Source organism: Brevibacterium luteolum (assembly GCF_013004595.1).
GTDB lineage: Bacteria > Actinomycetota > Actinomycetes > Actinomycetales > Brevibacteriaceae > Brevibacterium > Brevibacterium luteolum.
In genome coordinates, this window is sequence record NZ_JABEMC010000002.1 from 238,310 (window position 1) to 255,123 (window position 16,814).

The window sequence follows — 16,814 nt, forward strand, 5'->3', positions numbered from 1 at the left end:
TCCATTGCTATGGTGGCGGTACCATCTGCCGCCGCGCCGCACGGGAGCCTGCTATGAAACTGACCTCGCTGACCCTCCACCAGATCCGGCTGCCGCTCGTCAGCCCCTTCACCACCTCGTTCATGAGGGAGACGGAGAAGGACTGCTACCTCGTCGAGGCGCGCTTCGACACCGGCAGCGGCGAGGTCACCGGCTGGGGTGAGTCGGTGGCGATGGTCGGGCCGCTGTACTCCGATGAGTACACCGCAGGCGGCATCGCCGTCACCCGCGACTGGCTGGCACCGGCGCTGTTCGCAGTCGAGAACCTGACCGCCGAGACCGTCGGCTGGCACCTGCGCCACATCATCGGCCACCCGATGGCGAAGTCGGCGTTGGAGATGGCCGTCATCGAAGCGCAGCTGAAGGTGCAGAACCTGTCGTTCAAGGACTACCTCGGCGGTGTCGTCGACGAGATCCCCTCCGGAGTCTCGGTCGGCATCCAGGATTCGATCCCCGAACTGCTCGCCGCGATCGGCGGCTACCTCGATGAGGGGTATGCGCGCATCAAACTCAAGATCAAGCCCGGTGCCGACATCGAACCGGTAGCAGCGGTGCGCCGCGAGTTCGGTGATGACTTCCTCTTCCAGGTCGACGCGAACGCCGCCTACACGCTCGTCGACGCCAACCACCTCAAGCAGCTCGACGACTACGGTCTGCTGCTCATCGAACAGCCCCTCGGCGAGGCCGACATCCGCCAGCACGCCCAGCTGGCCAAGCTCATGGACACCCCGATGTGCCTCGATGAGTCGATCGTCTCCGCAGAAGCGGCTGCCGATGCCATCAGCCTGGGCGCCACCTCGGTCATCAACATCAAGCCCGGCCGGGTGGGCGGCTACATCGAAGCCAAGCGCATCCACGATCTGTGCCGCGCGCACGGCGTGGCCGTCTGGCACGGCGGCATGGTCGAAACCGGACTGGGGCGCGCCGCGAATGCTGCAATGGCGTCGCTGCCTGGCTTCACGCTGCCGGGTGATGTGTCCGGTTCGAAGCGGTTCTTCCACGAGGACATCACCGAGGAGATCGTCATGCACGACGGTGTCGTCGATGTGCCGAGAGGCCCCGGTTTCGGTGTGACGATCGACCCGGGCCAGCTGGAGAAGTTCCGCGTCGCCGAATACACCATCACGCCCGACTGACATACACAGCGGCCGGCCACCGGGATCCTTCCCTGTGGCCGGCCGCATTCGTGTGCAGTGAGGGGCGCTCAGCCCTTGGGGATCGGCGGGCCGAGGAACAGCAGCACCCCGAAGAGACAGGCGACGCCGACGAAGCCGACGACGAGTGCGGCGAACGGGCGGCGGATCGCCCAGTCGCACCAGCCTTCGAAGAAGTTCCGCGGTTCGCGCTTGCCCGCGCCGAGCTCCCAGGAGCCGTCGAGCAGTCCGGCCCGGCGGGCGTGGATCTCGAACGGGATCGTGGCATACGGGATGATCGCCGAGAGCAGGCCGGAGGCGATCTGCCCGGCCCTCCACCTCTGAGAGGTGCCGATGAGCACCGTGACGACGCAGTAGGTGAGGAACACGAATCCGTGGATGCCGCCGCCGATGCGCACACCGAGTTCGGTGGAGTGGGTGACGTATTTGAGGATCATGCCGGCGATGAGCAGGGTCCAGGTGATGGCCTCGGCGATCGCGAACGTGGTGAAGAGCTTCTTGGGAGTCACCCGACCATTGTGCCGAAGCAGTCTGAGTGAATGCGCAACAGGGCCGGTGGCGTGTGCCACCGGCCCTGTGCTCTCAGCTGAGGGATCTCAGCTGATCATCAGGTGTCCGATCAGAGGCTGGACTTCCGGCGCAGGGTTGCGGCGGTGATGCCGATGCCTGCGATCAGCAGTGCAGCAGCGCCCCAGACGAGCGGTCCGGCTTCGCTGCCGGTGCGCGGCAGCTTGCCCTTGTCGTCCTTGCCCTTGTCGTCTTCGCCGCCCTTGCCGTCGTCGTCCTTGACATCGCCGACGGTGAAGGTGCCGGTGAGGTCGTCGCCGCCGTCGCAGGCAACGCGGACATCGTAGGTGCCGACGTAGCTGTTCGGGCGATCGGCGTTGACGCCGTGGACGGCGAAGGTGACGTTGCCGTCCTCATCCACGGTGGCAGTGTCCTCGTGCTTGAGGACGTCGATGCCGCGGGCTTCGACGGTCAGCTTGGCCTCGGTGCCCGGGGTGCAGCCGGTCGCCATGATGGTGACGCCCTTGTCCTCTTTGACGAAGTCAGCCGGGGAGATCTGCTCAGGCTTGACGGTCAGTCCGCGTTCGGCCGGAGCGTCGTCATCCTTGCCGCCATCCTCATCGCCGTTGTCGTCGTCTTCATCTTCGAGGTTGTAGGCGAGGGTGTGGGCGGCGAAGGCCATCGCGGGAGCGAAGATGCCAAGCGATTCCTGGTTGACGTTCTCCAGGTTGTCTTCCGGCGTGTGGTAGTAGCGGTCGCGCGGGACGCCGGCGGTGCCGCCGAACTTCTTGACGTCTTCCTCAGTCTTGATGCCGTCGGCACCGGAGAACAGACCGGAGACCGGGACACCGTTGTCGATGAAGGCCTGGTAATCCGAACGGCCCGAGAACTCGGTGCCGATGTGCAGCTGACCCTTGTCATCGAAGTAGTCGGTGAAGATCTTCTCCAGCTCAGCCGAGCCCTCCGGAACGGTGACGCCGTCCGGGATCTTCACGTCCGAACCATCGGAGTCAAGCGTGCCGACGACGTAGTTCTCCGAGCCGATCATGTCGTAGTTGAGGTACGCCTTGATCTTCTTGAGCTCTTCAGGGTTGTTCTGCGCGAGGTCGTTGACGTAGTGGGTCGAGCCGACGAGACCGACTTCCTCTGCAACCCAGAATCCGAACCGGACCTTGTTGTCGACCTCGTAGTCGAGCCCGGCCATGCCCTCTGCAACAGCGAGGAGCCCGGCCACGCCGGAGGCGTTGTCGTTGACGCCCGGGCCCTCAGGCACACCATCGAGGTGGGCGCCCATCATCTGGACGTTGTCCGGGTCGCCGGCCTTGGTCTCGGCCATGACGTTCCAGGTCTTGACAGTCTCGAAGGTCGTCTCGACCGTCATGTCAGCGGTGACCGCGGTCTTCGGGCCCTCCGGGTCGACGGCCTTGATCTTCTCGACCAGGGCATCGCCCTCGGCCTTGCTCAGCGCACCGGCGGGGGCATTGCCCTCGACGCGATCGCCGGCGGTGAAGTTGCTGGCGCCATCTTGGTTGTTGTAGATGATGACGCCGGCCGCTCCGGCCTTGCTCGCGTTGGTGATCTTGTCGCCGAAGGCGCATTCGCCGCGCTGGATGAGGACGATGGTTTTCTTATTGTCCTCGGTGAAGGCCTCACCGGAGCAGCCCAGCCCGGCGTTGTCAGCTGCACCAGCTGGCAGCGTCATCGGAACGTCCGTGAGCGGCTCCTCGGTGCCTTCGGCGTTCGAGATCGTGCCGAAGTCCTTCTGCTCCACGCCGTTGACGCTCAGGCTGACCTCGTCGAAGGTCTGCCGCGGGAGATCGAACTCCTGACGCTCAACCTCGAAGCCGGCTTCCTTCATGACGCCTTCGACGTACTCGGAGGCCTCTTCATAGCCCTTGGTGCCGAGCGCGCGGTATCCATCCTCCTTGTTGGCCTCGGAGATCTCGTTGAGCTCGGTGAGGTGCTTGAACACCTGGTCACCGGTCACACCCATATCGGTGTGCTCTGTCACTGGAGCGGCCATTGCCGGGGAGGTCATCCCCAGACCGAGCGCCGCTGCGGCCGTAACCGCTACTGCGGCGCGTGCCAATCGATTCGACATAACAACCTTTCGGTCCATCTGACGGTGCTGCACCTCGGTGTGCCTCACCCCGTGATAGTCATCACACAATGCAACACATTATTACAGTTCTCTGCACGTTTGGTAACGGAATGATAACGACAGTAACGGCTCGGTAACGAAAACCCCCGAGATCCGCGGATGCACGCGGAATCCGGGCGTTCAGAAAGCACACAGAAATATTCTTTTGCTCATCTGCGCAAGTGTTGTACATACAAACGTTTGCGCCTATCATTGAACGTATGCCTGACACCCGCGCCGCCGTGCCCGCTGAGCCGAGCCCTGCCCTCATCCGGCAATGGCAGCGGCACCTGGCCAATGAGCGCCTCGAAGAGCGCGTTTACCGCAAGCTCGCCGCCCGCAAGCAGGGTGAGGAGCGCGAGATCCTGCTCGCCATCGCCGATGCCGAGCGCCGCCACCAGCAGCACTGGATCGACCTCCTCGGCGAGCACGCCGAGCACCGCCGCGCCCCGGACCTGAGCACCCGCATCCTGTCCCTGCTCGGCAGCATCTTCGGCTCCGTCTTCATCCTCGCGCTCATCCAGCAGCAGGAGACCTCCAGCCCGTACGACACCGACCAGTACGCCAGCGACCAGATGGCCGCCGATGAGAAGGTCCACGCCGAGGTCGTGCGCGCCCTGGCAGCGAAGTCCCGCGCCCGCCTGTCAGGCAACTTCCGCGCCGCCGTCTTTGGCGCCAACGACGGACTCGTCTCCAACCTCGCCCTCGTCCTCGGCGTGGGAGCTGCCGGCATGTCGAATCCGGTCATCCTGCTCACCGGGATCTCCGGTCTGCTCGCCGGAGCCCTTTCGATGGGAGCTGGTGAGTACATCTCGGTGCGCAGCCAGCGCGAGCTGCTCGAGGCCTCCCAGCCGGTCCGCCAGCCAGCCGAAGCACTGGCCTCACTCGACTTCGACGCCAATGAGCTCGCGCTCGTCTACCGCGCCCGCGGCTACGACGAGGATGAGGCACTGGCCAAGGCGCAGCGCACCCTCGCCCGCGCCCACGGCGGCACCCTGCCCTCCCACACCGCGCCAACCGGCAAGGAGAACGAACACGAGGAGCTCGGCACCGGCATCGGTGCGGCGGCCTCCTCGTTCTGCTTCTTCGCCTCGGGGGCGATCGTGCCGATCCTGCCCTACATCTTCGGCATGCACGGCATGCCGGCGATCCTCACTGCCGCCGGCCTCGTCGGCGTTGCGCTGCTGGGCACCGGCGGCACCGTCGGCGTGCTCTCCGGCCGCCCGCCGCTGCCGCGCGCGCTGCGCCAGCTGGCGATCGGCTTCGGCGCGGCCGCTGCGACCTATCTGCTCGGCCTGGCCTTCGGCACGACGCTGAGCTGACACCTCGGGCGCGGATGTCAGCAGCTGAACGGCGGGCCAGCCCACCGGTGCCAAGTGATTTAATTGAGGGCATGACCCTCACCCATTCCCTGGCCCTCATCGACGTCGCAGCCGGCACGCACGAGCTGGCCGACCTCGCGGCGGCCCACCTGCCGGTCGATGACCTCTCGGCCCACCGCGGTGACGGGATCTTCGAGACCGTGCTCGTCACCATCACCGACGGCGCACCGTCGGTCAAGGCCCGGCGGCTGCACTTCGACCGGTTCCGCGGCTCGGCCCGCGCCCTTCAGCTGCCGGTGCCCGTGCCCGAGGTGTGGGACGCCGCTGTCGACGACGTCGCCCGCGCTGTCATCGCCGCCAACCCCGCGGTCACCGAATTCAGTGTCCGCTACACGCTCTCGCGCGGACTCGACGCCCCGCGCGGCTGGGTCATGTCGATCTCCCTGCCCGAGGCGTACCCCGCCCAGCGCCGGGAGGGGGCCGACTTCATCAGCCTCGACCGCGGCTTCGAGGCCTACACCGGGCAAACCGCGCCCTGGCTGCTGCTCGGCGCCAAAACCCTGTCCTATGCCGCGAATATGGCAGCGACCCGCTGGGCGCAGGAGCACGGCGCCGATGACGGGCTGTTCATCAGCCGCGACGGCCTCATCCTCGAAGGCCCGACCTCGAATGTCATCATCCGCCGCGGCCACGAGCTGCTCACCCCGGACCCGAAGGCCGGGCTGCTGCACGGCACCACCCAGCAGACGATCTTCGCCGCCGCTGCCGAGCACGGCTACCTGTGCTCATATGCCGACCTCACCCGCGATGACCTGCTCACCGCCGACGGGGCGTGGATGGTCTCCTCGGCCCGCGTTGCAGTGCCGTTCCGCAGCCTCGACGGGGAGGCAGTGACGATGGACCCCGAACTCACCGGGCAGATGTTCGACTGGGTGACCGGCGCCCCTGATGACGGGACTGCAGGTGATGCCGCGGCTGGAACCGACACGACGGCTGGAACCGACACGACGGCTGGCATCACTGCCGCAGACGGTCAGCCGCAAGCAGACACGCCATGACGGTCGGCGCGATTCTCTTCGGGCTGCTGACCGGTTCGGTCATCGGACTCACCGGCGGCGGCGGGGCGATCGTCGCCGTGCCGGCGCTCGTCTACGGCCTCGGCATGCCGATGGCCAAGGCGGTGCCGACCTCGCTCATCGTCGTCGCCTCCTCCTCGATCGTCGGCGTTCTGCCGCGGCTGCGCTCGAAGATGGTCGACTGGACGACCGCCGGCACGATCGGCGTCACCGGCATGCTCACCGCGATCGTCGGGGCCCGGGTGCACGACATGTTCCCCGAGAAGGGCCTCATGATCGCCTTCGGCGTCCTCATGCTCATCGCTGCGATCCGCATGTTCATGCCGATGCCCTACATCGACCCCGACACCGGAGCGTTCACCGGCCGGCGGTTCGCCAAGGGCATCGCCGTCGGTGCCGTCGTCGGGTTCCTCACCGGCCTGCTCGGCGTTGGTGGCGGGTTCCTCATCGTCCCGGCACTCACGATCCTCATGCGCGTGCCGATGCACATCGCCGTCGGCACCTCCCTGGCCGTCGTCGCGCTCAACTCGATCGCCGGAGCCATCGGCTACTTTGACCGGCTGCCCGCGATCGACTGGCCAATGGCCATCACCTACACCGTGTGCGCAATGACCGCGGCGCTGGTGGCCGGTCAGCTTGGCCGGAAGCTGCCGAACAACATCGTCCGCTACGGCTTCGCCACCCTCGTCGTCCTGCTCGCCGGGTTCGTGTTCTTTGAGACCTTCGTCCTGCAAAGCTAGGGACACGTGACCCGGACACGGACTGTGGCGGTAGGCTAGGACACAGCAGTCCCGTAACAGACCTCAGATCCGCAAGGGAGATGGAGACATGGGCAAGATCGCTTGGCAGATCCTCGGTGTCGGCGGCACCGCACTGGCAACGCTGGCCGCACGCAAGGCACTGGGCATCGTGTGGGAGAAGACCACCTCGAAGCCGGTGCCGATCAACACCGAAGACGACCAGGTCGGCCTGAGCGAGGCCCTGGCCTGGACGATCATCTCCGGCGTCGGCATCGCCGTCGCCCAGCTCGTCGTGCAGCGCTACGCTGCATCAGCCGTGCGCAACCGCTTCGGTGAGACCGCACTGCCCAAGAAGCTGCAGAAGGGCGCCGACGTCGACTGAGACACCGGCACCTGAAGGACCCGCAGCCTCGGCCCGTGATGCCGGAGCTGCGGGTCTTTCCATGTGCGAGGCGCAGCTCTGTTGACACACTCGCCCAGCACGACTCAGACTGTGAGCCATGACACAGCCGCGTGCACCCCATCCGGGCCTGCACCCGCCGGGGGCCACCACCTCGGGCGCGGACCCGGCCACCACCTCGGGACCCGGAGACATCCACAGCATGCGCCCCGGCGGTTTCGGAGCCGAGCGCCGGCCCGAACCGCGGCCGGGAGACGCCGGCACACCGGGGGCTGGCGGATTGCTGTTCTCCGCTGAGGAATACGAGCAGCGGCTGGCCGCCGTCCGGCGCCGGATGCGCGATCAGGGACTGTCCGGGCTCATCGTCACCGACCCGGCGAACATGTTCTACCTCACCGGATACAACGCCTGGTCCTTCTACACCCCGCAGCTGCTCTACGTCCCGGCATCGGGCCCGATGACACTGTTCGCTCGGGAGATGGACGCCCACGGGGCGCAGCGCACCTGCTGGCTGCCCGAAGAGGATATCGTCGGTTACCCCGAGCGCTACGTCCACCGCCCGCACATCCACCCCTTCGACTGGGTTGCGTTCGCCCTGCGGCAGCGCTGGGAGGTCGCCCCGGCCGCCCACGGGTGCATCGGCGTGGAGATGGACAGCCACTACTACTCCCCGCGCGCCCACCGCGCACTCGTCCACGGCATCCCAGAGTGGACTCTCGTCGACTCCTTCGAGCTCGTCAACTGGATCCGGGCGATCAAATCTCCAGCCGAGATCGCGATCATGCGACAAGCCGCTCAGGTCACGACCGCGGCGATGAACGCCGCACTCAACGCCGTTGAGCCAGGGGCCCGGCAGAACGACGTCGCCGCCGCGATCGCCCACGCTCAGGCGGCCGGCACCGCCGAGGTGTGGGGAGACTTCCCGGCGATCGTGCCGATGCTGCCGACCGGTGAGGGCGCCGACACCCCACACCTGACGTGGACCGACCGCAGGCTCAGGTCCGGGGAGCCGGTCGTCATCGAACTCGCCGGCGCCCACCACCGCTACCACGTGCCGCTGGCCCGCACCGTCATGCTCGGCGAGCCGCCGGCTCAGCTGCAGCACACCGCAGATGTCGTCGCCGAAGCGCTCAACGAGGTGCTGGAGACGATGCGCCCGGACGTGCCGGTCGCCGAACTCGCCCGGGTGTGGAATGCGGTGCTGTCCCGCTACGAGATGGTCAAGGAGTCGAGGCTGGGCTATTCGATCGGGATCGGCTACCCGCCGGACTGGGGCGAGCGGACGATCTCCCTGCGCAGCGAGGACGAACAGGTGCTCGCCGCCGGGATGACGTTCCACGTCATCGCCGGCATGTGGCTCGATGGCATCGGCTACGAAGTCAGCGAACCTGTCGCCGTCACCGCCACCGGCGTCGAGCGCTTCACCGACTTCCCGCAGAACCTCATCCGCAAGTGACGACTGCGATGGGCGGGGCTGACGGAGAGCTGGCAGGCCGGCTGGTGGAGCTGACCGGGGACCTCATCCGCGCCCGAGGTGAGAACCCCGGTGGGACCGAAGAGGCGACCGTTGATGTCATCGCCGGGTTCGCGCGCGCTCATGGGCTTCACGTGCACATCGCCGAGGTGGCCAGCGGCCGGCCGAACATCGTCGTCACCGCACCAGCGGCAGAGGGTGCGGCGAGCGCCGCGCCGGACGTGCCCGCAGAGGGCCTGCTGTTCCTCGGTCACTCCGATGTCGTACCCGCTGGAGACGGCTGGTCCGGCGATCCGTTCGAACCCCGGCTGACCGCGGGCTGGCTCACCGGGCGCGGGGCCGCGGACATGAAGGGCGGGCTTGCCGCGGTCTTGTGCGCGCTCACCGACGCACATGCCGCCGATTGTCTCGCGGCTGCTGTGAGTCTGGCGGTCACCGTCGACGAGGAGGATCTGGGCACCGGCATCCGGCAGCTCGTGGCAGACGGGCTCGGCCCGCACGCCGGGCAGCGCTTCGCCGCGTGCGTCGTCGCCGAGCCGACGGATCTGGACATCGTCACCGCCTGCCGCGGAGACGCCTATCTGGAGGTGCAGCTGACCGGCGTCTCGGCTCATTCGGGCAGGCCGGCCGATGGCCGCTCGGCGATCATCGCCGGAGCGAGGCTCATCAGCGTACTCGTGGAGAACCAGGAACATCTCGACGCACGTGCTCATCCGCTGCTCGGCGCCGGGTCGTGGAGCCCGGGCATCATCAACGGCGGGCAGGGCACCTCGATGGTCGCCGATGCCTGCCGGATCTCACTCGACCGCCGGCTCCTGCCAGACGAGGACGCCGCCGACATCGCCGGCTGGCTTCGCGCTGTCGCGGCCGAGGCAGGCATCACCGGTGATGGGATCGGACTCGACGTCGCGGTGACGATGGAGATGCCGGGCTTCATCACCGACCGTGACTCCCCCGCGATCACGACGCTTGAGGCCGCAGCCGAGGCGGTGACCGGGCAGGTGCCCGAATGCACGGTGTGGACGGCAGCCTGCGACGGCGGCTACATCGCCCGGGACTTGGGGATCCCGACCATCGTGTACGGTCCAGGCAGCATCAGCGAACAGGCCCACCATGTCGATGAGGCGATCGAGGTCGCCGAACTCGTACGCGCCTGCCGGGTCTACCGGCAGTTCATCGCCCGGACCTGCGGCTGAAGCGACTCAGGCGCCGGCAGCGGGGAGCAACCGCGCACGACAGCTGTGTCGCCGCATGACCTTGAGGAGTGGAAGCAGCAGCAGACCGACGACGCCGAAGACGACTGCCGGAATCCACAGCAGCGATGCATGCGCTGCGAGCAGTTCAACGAAGGAGAAGTACGCGCCTCGCCTGTCGAGCAGCGCTGCGATCGTCACTCCGAGAAGATAGGCGACCAGGATCGGACCCAGAATGTATGTCGCATAGATCCCGGCATACAGCCGCCACCCGGCGCGCGGTCTCGCGATTCTGCGTTCGGCAGCGAAGGCGAGGCCCTCGGCAAGCAGCAGACCGGGCAGCAGCGGCAGCAGCAGGAAGATGAAGAGCAGGAAGTCGGTGGAGCCCAGATCGCCATCGGACATGACCCACGATGCAGCAGCCAAGATCACCAGAGAGACGAGGCCGGCCAGCGCCGCGTACCCGGCGATTGATGGTCGATCAAGCGTCCTGCTGCCTGCCATGTCATCAGTCCTCACCGGCAAGGATCTGCAGAGTCTGCAGCACCTCGGACGCGGACACCTGGCCGGGAGCTGAACCCTCACCGACGGTCGCGAAAGTGGCCGCCGAACCGAACTCACCGCCGATGAGCCGGGTGAGCCTGCCGCGCCGGCCCATCGCGATGACGATGATGGGGATCCGCAGGCGGGCCCGGCCGCGGTCGGCGGCTTTGAGCGCTTCGAGCACATCGGAGCGGTCATGCGGCATCACCGCGACCTTCGCGACATCAGCCCCGAGGTCGGCCATGGCCTTGAGGGTGCGCAGCAGCTGCTTCGACGGCGGGGTGTCGGTGAAGTCGTGCGCCGAAACCACCGAGGCGACCCCCGCCTCGGCGGCGGCAGTGATGAGATCACCGGCATCCCGGCGGGCGAACTCGATGTCGACGGCGGCCGGGCCGGCGGCGATCGCCTGCCGGATGAGAGTGGTGTAGGCGTCCTCGTCGAGGTTCGCGGCCCCGCCCTCGGAACCGGTGCGGATGGTCAGCAGCACCGGCAGGCCCGTGTGCGCACGGATGGCCGCCAGGCCGGCGGAGAACAGCTCGCCTGCCTCGGCGGTCAGCCCGGCGGCCAGGGCGTCGACGCGCCATTCGAGCGCGTCGATCCCGGGAGTCTGCGCGCAGTCAGCGGCCAGCCGGCCGAGCTCGTCGAGGTCGCCGGCGACGAGCGGGACGATGACGGCGGGCAGCTGATCTGAAGCCACGAACGGCAGCGATTTCATGGCACTACCCTAGAGCACTCACGATTCGAAGAGCGCCTGGCCGATGTACTCGCCCTCGCGCACGCCCGGCGGGATCGCCCACACGGTCGAGCCGATCGGCGCAGTCCACTGATTCAGCAGGTCGACCTCGTCGAGGCGCTTCTGGATCGGCAGGAACTGCCGTTCGACCGAGGCCTGGTAGGAGGCGAACATGAGACCGGCCTTGCCGACGATCGCGCTGCCGGTCGGGCCGGTGGCGGCATCGGCGGCGTCGGGCACCGAATGGTAGTTGTACACGCGCCGGAAGATCTGCTGCTCAGGTGCTGCGTTGTTGCGGCTGCGGGCGACGTGGCTGGCCGGCGAGATGATCGTGAAGCCCTTGTCGTCGGTGGCCTCCAGATCGGGGATGTCATGCTCCTCAGTGCCGGTCATCGGTGCGCCCTTCTTCAGATCGCGGCCGATCGAGAACTCCCGGGCCGGCCGGTCGGCCTCATCCCAGGTCGCGAGGTTCATGTCGATGTCGCGCAGCACGAGCGAGGTCCCGCCTTTGAGCCACGCCGGATAGTCAGCCGCCAGGTCGAGCGGCGGCTCGCCACGGGCGGAGAACACCGGGCTGGCCTGCCCGAGCGTCTTGCCCCACACCAGCCGGGCGAAGTCCTCTGAACCGGGTCCCGGGTTGGCGGTGCCGTCGACCTGGCCGAAGAGGTTGCGGGTCGTCGTGCCCTGCGGATCGGACCCGTAGGAGCGGCGGAAGCTCGACCGCGACCAGGCGACGTCCATGAAGGCGCGGGCGTCCTTGAGCAGCATCCGCACCGCATGCGCGATGGTGAACGGATCATCGCCGCACACCTGCAGCAGCAGATCGCCGCGGCACAGCCGGTCCTCAAGCCGGTCGATGCCGAATGCCGGCAGCGGGCCCAGCCAGCCGGGGACGTGCTGGCTGCCTGCCAGCTCGACGAGCCCGCGGGCGAACCCGAAGGTCACGGTCAGTCTCGCGGGGCGCTCGTTGAGCTCCGGTTCGGTGTCGGCCAGGGGCGACTGGCCCTGGGTCATGAGCGCGGCATCATCGGTCAGCAGCTTGAGCATCCGGATGAGCCGCGTGAGGTCGGTGTCGTCCTTGCGGGTCAGTGAGACGAACATGGCGTGGGCCTGCGGGATCGTCTCGACCCCGGACTGGTGCTCGCCATAGAACGGCTCGATCTGGGCGCCGTTGAGGCCCGAGGTGTCGGGCTGGGGCTGGGCTGTCGCGGCCGGTTGCTGCCGGCCGGTCAGGAACCCGAGTCCGGCGCCGGCGGCTCCTGCCCCGACGCCGAGTGCGGAGGCGCCGAGCAGACGCCGGCGATCGATCTCCACAGAAATCATCTCCTCGATGGTAGGCGGCTGCCCGAGCCGGCCGGGCGGCACCGGCCGGCTCCAGGCAGCAGGTCACGGCCGATCAGTGATCGTGTCCGTCTTCGTCATCGCCGTGGTCCATATCGCCATGGTCCATGTCGCCGTGGTCCATGTCCGAGCCGTCGCCCTGGTCGTATTCCTCCTGGGCGCCGGCGAACTCCTTGGCCGGGACGGTGACGTCGAGGTCACCGGCGTCGGTCTTGAGCGTCGTGGTGACCTCAGCACCGGGCTCGATGCCCTCCTTAAGCTTCATGAGCATGATGTGGTCGCCGCCCGGCTCCAGCTTCAACTCACCGCCGGCGGGGATGACGAAGCCGCCTTCCTTCTCCTGCATCTTCGTCGAGCCAGAGTTGTCTTCGACGGTCTCGTGCAGCTCGGCCATTGCGGCGACCGAGGACTCGGCACCGGTGAAGTGGATGTCCTGGTCGGAGGAGTTCTTCAGGGTGCCGAACACGGCGGTCATGCCGTGGTCCTTGTCGACGGCCTTGACCCAGCCGTCTTCGAGCGTGAGTGCCGATTCGGCGGTGACCGCCTCGTCCTGCTGGGCGTCGGTGCCGCCGGCTTCGGTGGAGGCGTCGTTGCTGCCGTTGCTGCCGCAGGCGGCCAGGGTCAGTGCCAGGCCGAGGGCGGAGGCGGCTGCGGCGGTGCGGAATGCGATGGTCTTCTTCACTGTGTTGAGTCCTTTGCTCTTACGCGCCGTGCACGCTGGTGCACGCAGGGCAGCACCGCAAGCGGGGTGCTGTCAGAGCCCTGCCGGGGGCACGGGGTTCAGACGGGTGAGGATCTGCACCGCTCCCGAGGCGGGAGTCCGGTGGTGCAGATCAGGCAGGCGTGAGTGCCTGCAGGCGGGTGAAGAGGACCGCAGGAGGCCCGCGTCTGAACCGGGAGTCGAGCACGGCGGGTGTGACAGCAGCCAGCACCGGAGCGACCTGCACGGGCAGGCGCGGGGGCATGACGAGCGGGACGAAGCGGGTGAAGGCCGTGGCAATCGGGCCGAGGGCTGCCTGGATGAGGGCGAAGACGAACTCTTCGCCGCACTTGAGGATCGCGATCGTGACGACAGCCGAAAGCAGGTGGGCGATGAGCATCGAGGTGCCGGCGCCGCTCTGTGCGGCTGTCTGCCCGGCAGCTGCGGCGGTGTCGGCGACGGCGGCAGAGACCTCGGCATCGGTCATATGGTGGGCGTGCGCGCCGGACCCGGCGCCGGTGCCCAGCTGCAGGTAGACCCGGCCACTATGGCCGCTGATGATGAGCGGGGCGTGACTGAACAGGGTCATGAGGTGGTGCAGCGCCAGCTGCGCGAACGCCACGATCGCGCTGAGCGAAAGGATCCCGAGGCGGCGGCCGGCCAGCAGCACACCGATCCACAGGGTGAGCACGAAGCACACGACGCCGGCCAGCAGGGAGGCGCTGCCGTGGGCGCCGAGGTGGAAGAGCGTCGCGATGCCGGTGGCGATGAATGCTGCGCCGACGGAACGCCAGATGCGCATCTGCCTGCTCATGCCACCTCCTCAGCTCGATCGCACACGCCCGCACACCGCGTGCGAGCCCGACTCATTCTACAACTTGTCGTGCTAGCTCTGCCCCGCGGGTTTGGCTGCGAGACAGCCGCCGGGCCCGCGCCTACGGCTGAAGTGCGCGCACGGCGCCGCATGCCCACCGGACGGTCGCTGTTCACCCTCCTCGGCGTAACGATGGTGTAACGTTCCCTCTTTCAGTGTTTGCCCAGGTCAGAGCGGGTTTCATGAGCAATTCGTGAGAGCGCATCGGAAAGGCACCCTGCACGGCCAGGGTCTGTGCGACACGCGGCTCCATAGACTGGTCGTCGTGGCCTGGCAGCGCCCGGACCTGCATGCCGGTCGCCAGCCTGGGACCGGCCACCGCCCGTTCGCTCTTCCGTTCCATCGGCAGCTGCGCTGGGCCGCACACCTGTGTCGCCGTTAGAAAGGTATCCGACCGCAGTGGCAGTCGTCGAAGCCTCACACGTATACAAGGTCTTCGGAAAGCGCGGGCGCGACGTCGTCAAACGCCTCAAAGCCGGTGCTGACCGCGAAGAGCTCTCCCACCTCGGCACCGCTGCCGTCATCGACGCCAGCTTCACCGTCGAACGCGGTGAGAGCTTCGTCGTGATGGGCCTCTCCGGATCCGGCAAGTCCACCCTCATCCGGATGATCAACGGACTGTGGTCACCCACCTCGGGAACAGTGCGCGTGGCCGGCGAGGACATCTCGCAGATGCCGGCAGCCCAGCTGAGGCGCGTGCGCCGGGACAACATCGCCATGGTCTTCCAGCACTTCGCGCTCATGCCGCACCGCACGGTGCGTGAGAACGCCGCCTACGCCCTCGAGATCAAGGAGGTCGCCAAGACCGAACGCCTTGAGCGCGCCGATCACTGGCTCGAGGTCGTCGGTCTCGACGGGTGGGGCGACAAATACCCCAGCCAGCTCTCCGGCGGCATGCAGCAGCGCGTCGGGCTGGCCCGCGCGCTCGCCTCGGAATCAGACATCCTCCTCATGGACGAAGCGTTCTCGGCACTCGACCCGCTGATCCGGCGCGAGATGCAGGAGCAGCTCGTCGAGCTGCAGTCGTCGCTGAACAAGACGATCATCTTCATCACCCACGACCTCAACGAGGCGATGTACCTCGGCGACCGGATCGCAGTCATGCGCGCTGGCCGGATCGTGCAGATCGGCACAGCCGAGGAGATCCTCACCTCCCCAGCCGATGACTATGTCGCGTCCTTCATCCAGGATGTCGACCGCACCCGTGTGCTCACGGCCGGTTCGGTCATGAAGACCACCGATTCGGTCGTGCCGGTGACCGCCGGCCCGCGGGTGGCCGCCCGCACAATGGAGGAGCGCAACGTCTCAGCGCTGTTCGTCACCGACCGCTCCCGCCAGCTGCTCGGCATCGTCACCGATGACGATGTCGTCGCTGCTGCCCGCACAGGGACCAGCGACCTCAGCGGGCTGCTGCGCACTGAGGGCCTGCTCAGCGTCTCAGTCGACACGCCGCTGTCCGACCTGTTCGCCCCCAGCGCCGAGGCGCTCGCGCCGCTGGCGGTGACCGATGACAAGAACCGGCTGGTCGGCATCATCCCGCGCATCCAGCTGCTCAATGCGATGGCCTCCGCCACGAGCGACACCTCGGCGGCATCCCCGCCGGAGGCTCTGACAGGAGCCGGCGCGGCCGCCGCCGGCGGGTCATCCCCGGCGAGCGGATCGACTGCCGCTGCAGTCATCGACGACGAGCAGAATCAGGAGGACTGAGCATGGACTTTCTCAAACCGCGCATCCCACTTGGCGACTGGGCGGAGGCGTTCCTCGACTGGTTCGAAGACGCGTTCGGCTGGCTCATCAGCGGCGTCACATGGCTGCTCGACGCTCTGTACGACAACATCGAGGCAGCGCTGACGTACCCGCACTTCCTCATCATGATCATCATCTTCACCGCAGTCGCCTGGCTGGCGGCGTCGTGGAAGCTGGCGATCTTCACTTTGCTCGGCTTCTACCTGCTGGCCGCACTCGATCAGTGGGAGACGGCCATGTCGACGGTCTCCCTCGTCATCGTCGCCGTCATCTTCGCGCTGCTGCTGGCCCTTCCGATCGGCATCCTGGCAGCCAAGTCGCAGGTCGTCTCCACCGTCGTGCGGCCGATCCTCGACTTCATGCAGTCGATGCCGGCGCTGGCTTATCTGGTTCCTGCCATCGTCATGTTCGGCGTCGGCCAGGTTCCCGGGGCCATCGCCACGATCATCTTCGCGATGCCGCCGGGCGTACGCCTGACCGAACTGGCCATCCGCCAGGTCGACCGGGAGGTCGTCGAGGCCGGTCACGCCTTCGGCGCCTCCGAAGGCCACATCCTCGGCCGCGTCCAGCTTCCGCTGGCGATGCCGACGATCATGGCCGGTGTCAACCAGGTCATCATGCTCGCCCTGTCGATGGTGGTGCTGGCCGGTATGGCCGGCGCTGGCGGGCTGGGCGGCCAGGTCATGCGCTCGATCAGCTCACTGGATGTGCCGCTCGGCGTCGAAGCCGGACTCGCCGTTGTCATCATCGCCATCTATCTCGACCGCGTCACCGCCGCACTCGGTGCCCGCAGCCCAGCCACCCGGGCTGCGGCGGCCTCCACCGGCTGACC

The 16,814-nt window shown here is 67.5% G+C and carries 16 protein-coding genes; 9 read left to right on the forward strand and 7 right to left on the reverse strand.

The window, feature by feature from the left end:
- The first annotated feature begins 53 nt into the window (after window positions 1-53).
- On the forward strand, window positions 54-1,175 hold the full coding sequence (gene menC / locus HLA91_RS04545) for an o-succinylbenzoate synthase (protein ID WP_170273736.1): 1,122 nt from the start codon (window positions 54-56) through the stop codon (window positions 1,173-1,175).
- Between the two features lie 68 nt (window positions 1,176-1,243).
- On the opposite strand, the gene HLA91_RS04550 is transcribed toward menC, so the two are convergent.
- Both HLA91_RS04550 and HLA91_RS14040 read right to left on the reverse strand, forming a co-directional pair.
- Window positions 1,244-1,702, reverse strand: a complete 459-nt coding sequence (locus tag HLA91_RS04550; protein WP_170273737.1) for a DUF3817 domain-containing protein — start codon at window positions 1,700-1,702, stop codon at window positions 1,244-1,246.
- Between the two features lie 110 nt (window positions 1,703-1,812).
- Window positions 1,813-3,723, reverse strand: a complete 1,911-nt coding sequence (locus HLA91_RS14040) for a M20/M25/M40 family metallo-hydrolase (protein WP_275587844.1) — start codon at window positions 3,721-3,723, stop codon at window positions 1,813-1,815.
- Window positions 3,724-4,061: 338 nt separating this feature from the next.
- Between HLA91_RS14040 and HLA91_RS04560 the strand changes: the two genes are divergently transcribed.
- The 6 genes from HLA91_RS04560 to HLA91_RS04585 all read left to right on the forward strand — a co-directional run bounded on the left by HLA91_RS04560 (window position 4,062) and on the right by HLA91_RS04585 (window position 10,048).
- Window positions 4,062-5,162 carry a VIT1/CCC1 transporter family protein gene (locus HLA91_RS04560; RefSeq protein ID WP_170273739.1) on the forward strand — a complete coding sequence of 367 codons (1,101 nt, stop codon included), beginning with the start codon at window positions 4,062-4,064 and terminating at the stop codon, window positions 5,160-5,162.
- Between the two features lie 71 nt (window positions 5,163-5,233).
- The gene (locus HLA91_RS04565) at window positions 5,234-6,220 is read left to right on the forward strand and encodes an aminotransferase class IV (RefSeq protein WP_170273740.1); all 987 of its coding nucleotides are present in this window, start codon (window positions 5,234-5,236) and stop codon (window positions 6,218-6,220) included.
- Window positions 6,217-6,978 (forward strand): sulfite exporter TauE/SafE family protein, encoded by a 762-nt coding sequence (locus tag HLA91_RS04570; protein WP_170273741.1) that lies wholly within the window; start codon window positions 6,217-6,219, stop codon window positions 6,976-6,978. The genes HLA91_RS04565 and HLA91_RS04570 overlap by 4 nt, the downstream gene beginning before the upstream one ends.
- A gap of 88 nt (window positions 6,979-7,066) precedes the next feature.
- A complete protein-coding gene (locus tag HLA91_RS04575) occupies window positions 7,067-7,360 on the forward strand; it encodes a DUF4235 domain-containing protein (RefSeq protein ID WP_102162405.1) in 294 nt (97 codons plus the stop codon).
- 298 nt (window positions 7,361-7,658) lie between these two features.
- On the forward strand, window positions 7,659-8,834 hold the full coding sequence (locus HLA91_RS04580) for a M24 family metallopeptidase (protein ID WP_420867903.1): 1,176 nt from the start codon (window positions 7,659-7,661) through the stop codon (window positions 8,832-8,834).
- Window positions 8,831-10,048 carry a M20 family metallopeptidase gene (locus HLA91_RS04585; RefSeq protein WP_338076778.1) on the forward strand — a complete coding sequence of 406 codons (1,218 nt, stop codon included), beginning with the start codon at window positions 8,831-8,833 and terminating at the stop codon, window positions 10,046-10,048. The genes HLA91_RS04580 and HLA91_RS04585 overlap by 4 nt, the downstream gene beginning before the upstream one ends.
- 6 nt (window positions 10,049-10,054) lie before the next feature.
- Here HLA91_RS04585 and HLA91_RS04590 read toward each other — a convergent pair whose 3' ends face one another.
- The 5 genes from HLA91_RS04590 to HLA91_RS04610 all read right to left on the reverse strand — a co-directional run bounded on the left by HLA91_RS04590 (window position 10,055) and on the right by HLA91_RS04610 (window position 14,176).
- Window positions 10,055-10,549, reverse strand: coding sequence for a hypothetical protein (locus HLA91_RS04590; protein ID WP_102162407.1), 495 nt, complete (start codon window positions 10,547-10,549; stop codon window positions 10,055-10,057).
- 4 nt (window positions 10,550-10,553) lie between these two features.
- Window positions 10,554-11,303, reverse strand: coding sequence for a type I 3-dehydroquinate dehydratase (aroD, locus tag HLA91_RS04595; protein WP_170273742.1), 750 nt, complete (start codon window positions 11,301-11,303; stop codon window positions 10,554-10,556).
- 18 nt (window positions 11,304-11,321) lie between these two features.
- Window positions 11,322-12,644 carry a Dyp-type peroxidase gene (locus tag HLA91_RS04600; protein ID WP_170273743.1) on the reverse strand — a complete coding sequence of 441 codons (1,323 nt, stop codon included), beginning with the start codon at window positions 12,642-12,644 and terminating at the stop codon, window positions 11,322-11,324.
- Window positions 12,645-12,717: 73 nt separating this feature from the next.
- Entirely contained in the window at window positions 12,718-13,344 is a 627-nt protein-coding gene (locus HLA91_RS04605) for a copper chaperone PCu(A)C domain-containing protein (protein ID WP_170273744.1), read from the reverse strand.
- 151 nt (window positions 13,345-13,495) lie between these two features.
- A complete protein-coding gene (locus HLA91_RS04610) occupies window positions 13,496-14,176 on the reverse strand; it encodes a hypothetical protein (protein ID WP_170273745.1) in 681 nt (226 codons plus the stop codon).
- Between the two features lie 459 nt (window positions 14,177-14,635).
- Here HLA91_RS04610 and HLA91_RS04615 point away from each other — a divergent pair, with 459 nt between their 5' ends.
- Window positions 14,636-15,943: a betaine/proline/choline family ABC transporter ATP-binding protein gene (locus tag HLA91_RS04615; protein ID WP_170273746.1), complete on the forward strand. Its 1,308-nt coding sequence runs from the start codon at window positions 14,636-14,638 to the stop codon at window positions 15,941-15,943.
- A gap of 2 nt (window positions 15,944-15,945) precedes the next feature.
- Window positions 15,946-16,812: an ABC transporter permease gene (locus HLA91_RS04620; protein ID WP_204514226.1), complete on the forward strand. Its 867-nt coding sequence runs from the start codon at window positions 15,946-15,948 to the stop codon at window positions 16,810-16,812.
- Window positions 16,813-16,814: the final 2 nt, after the last annotated feature.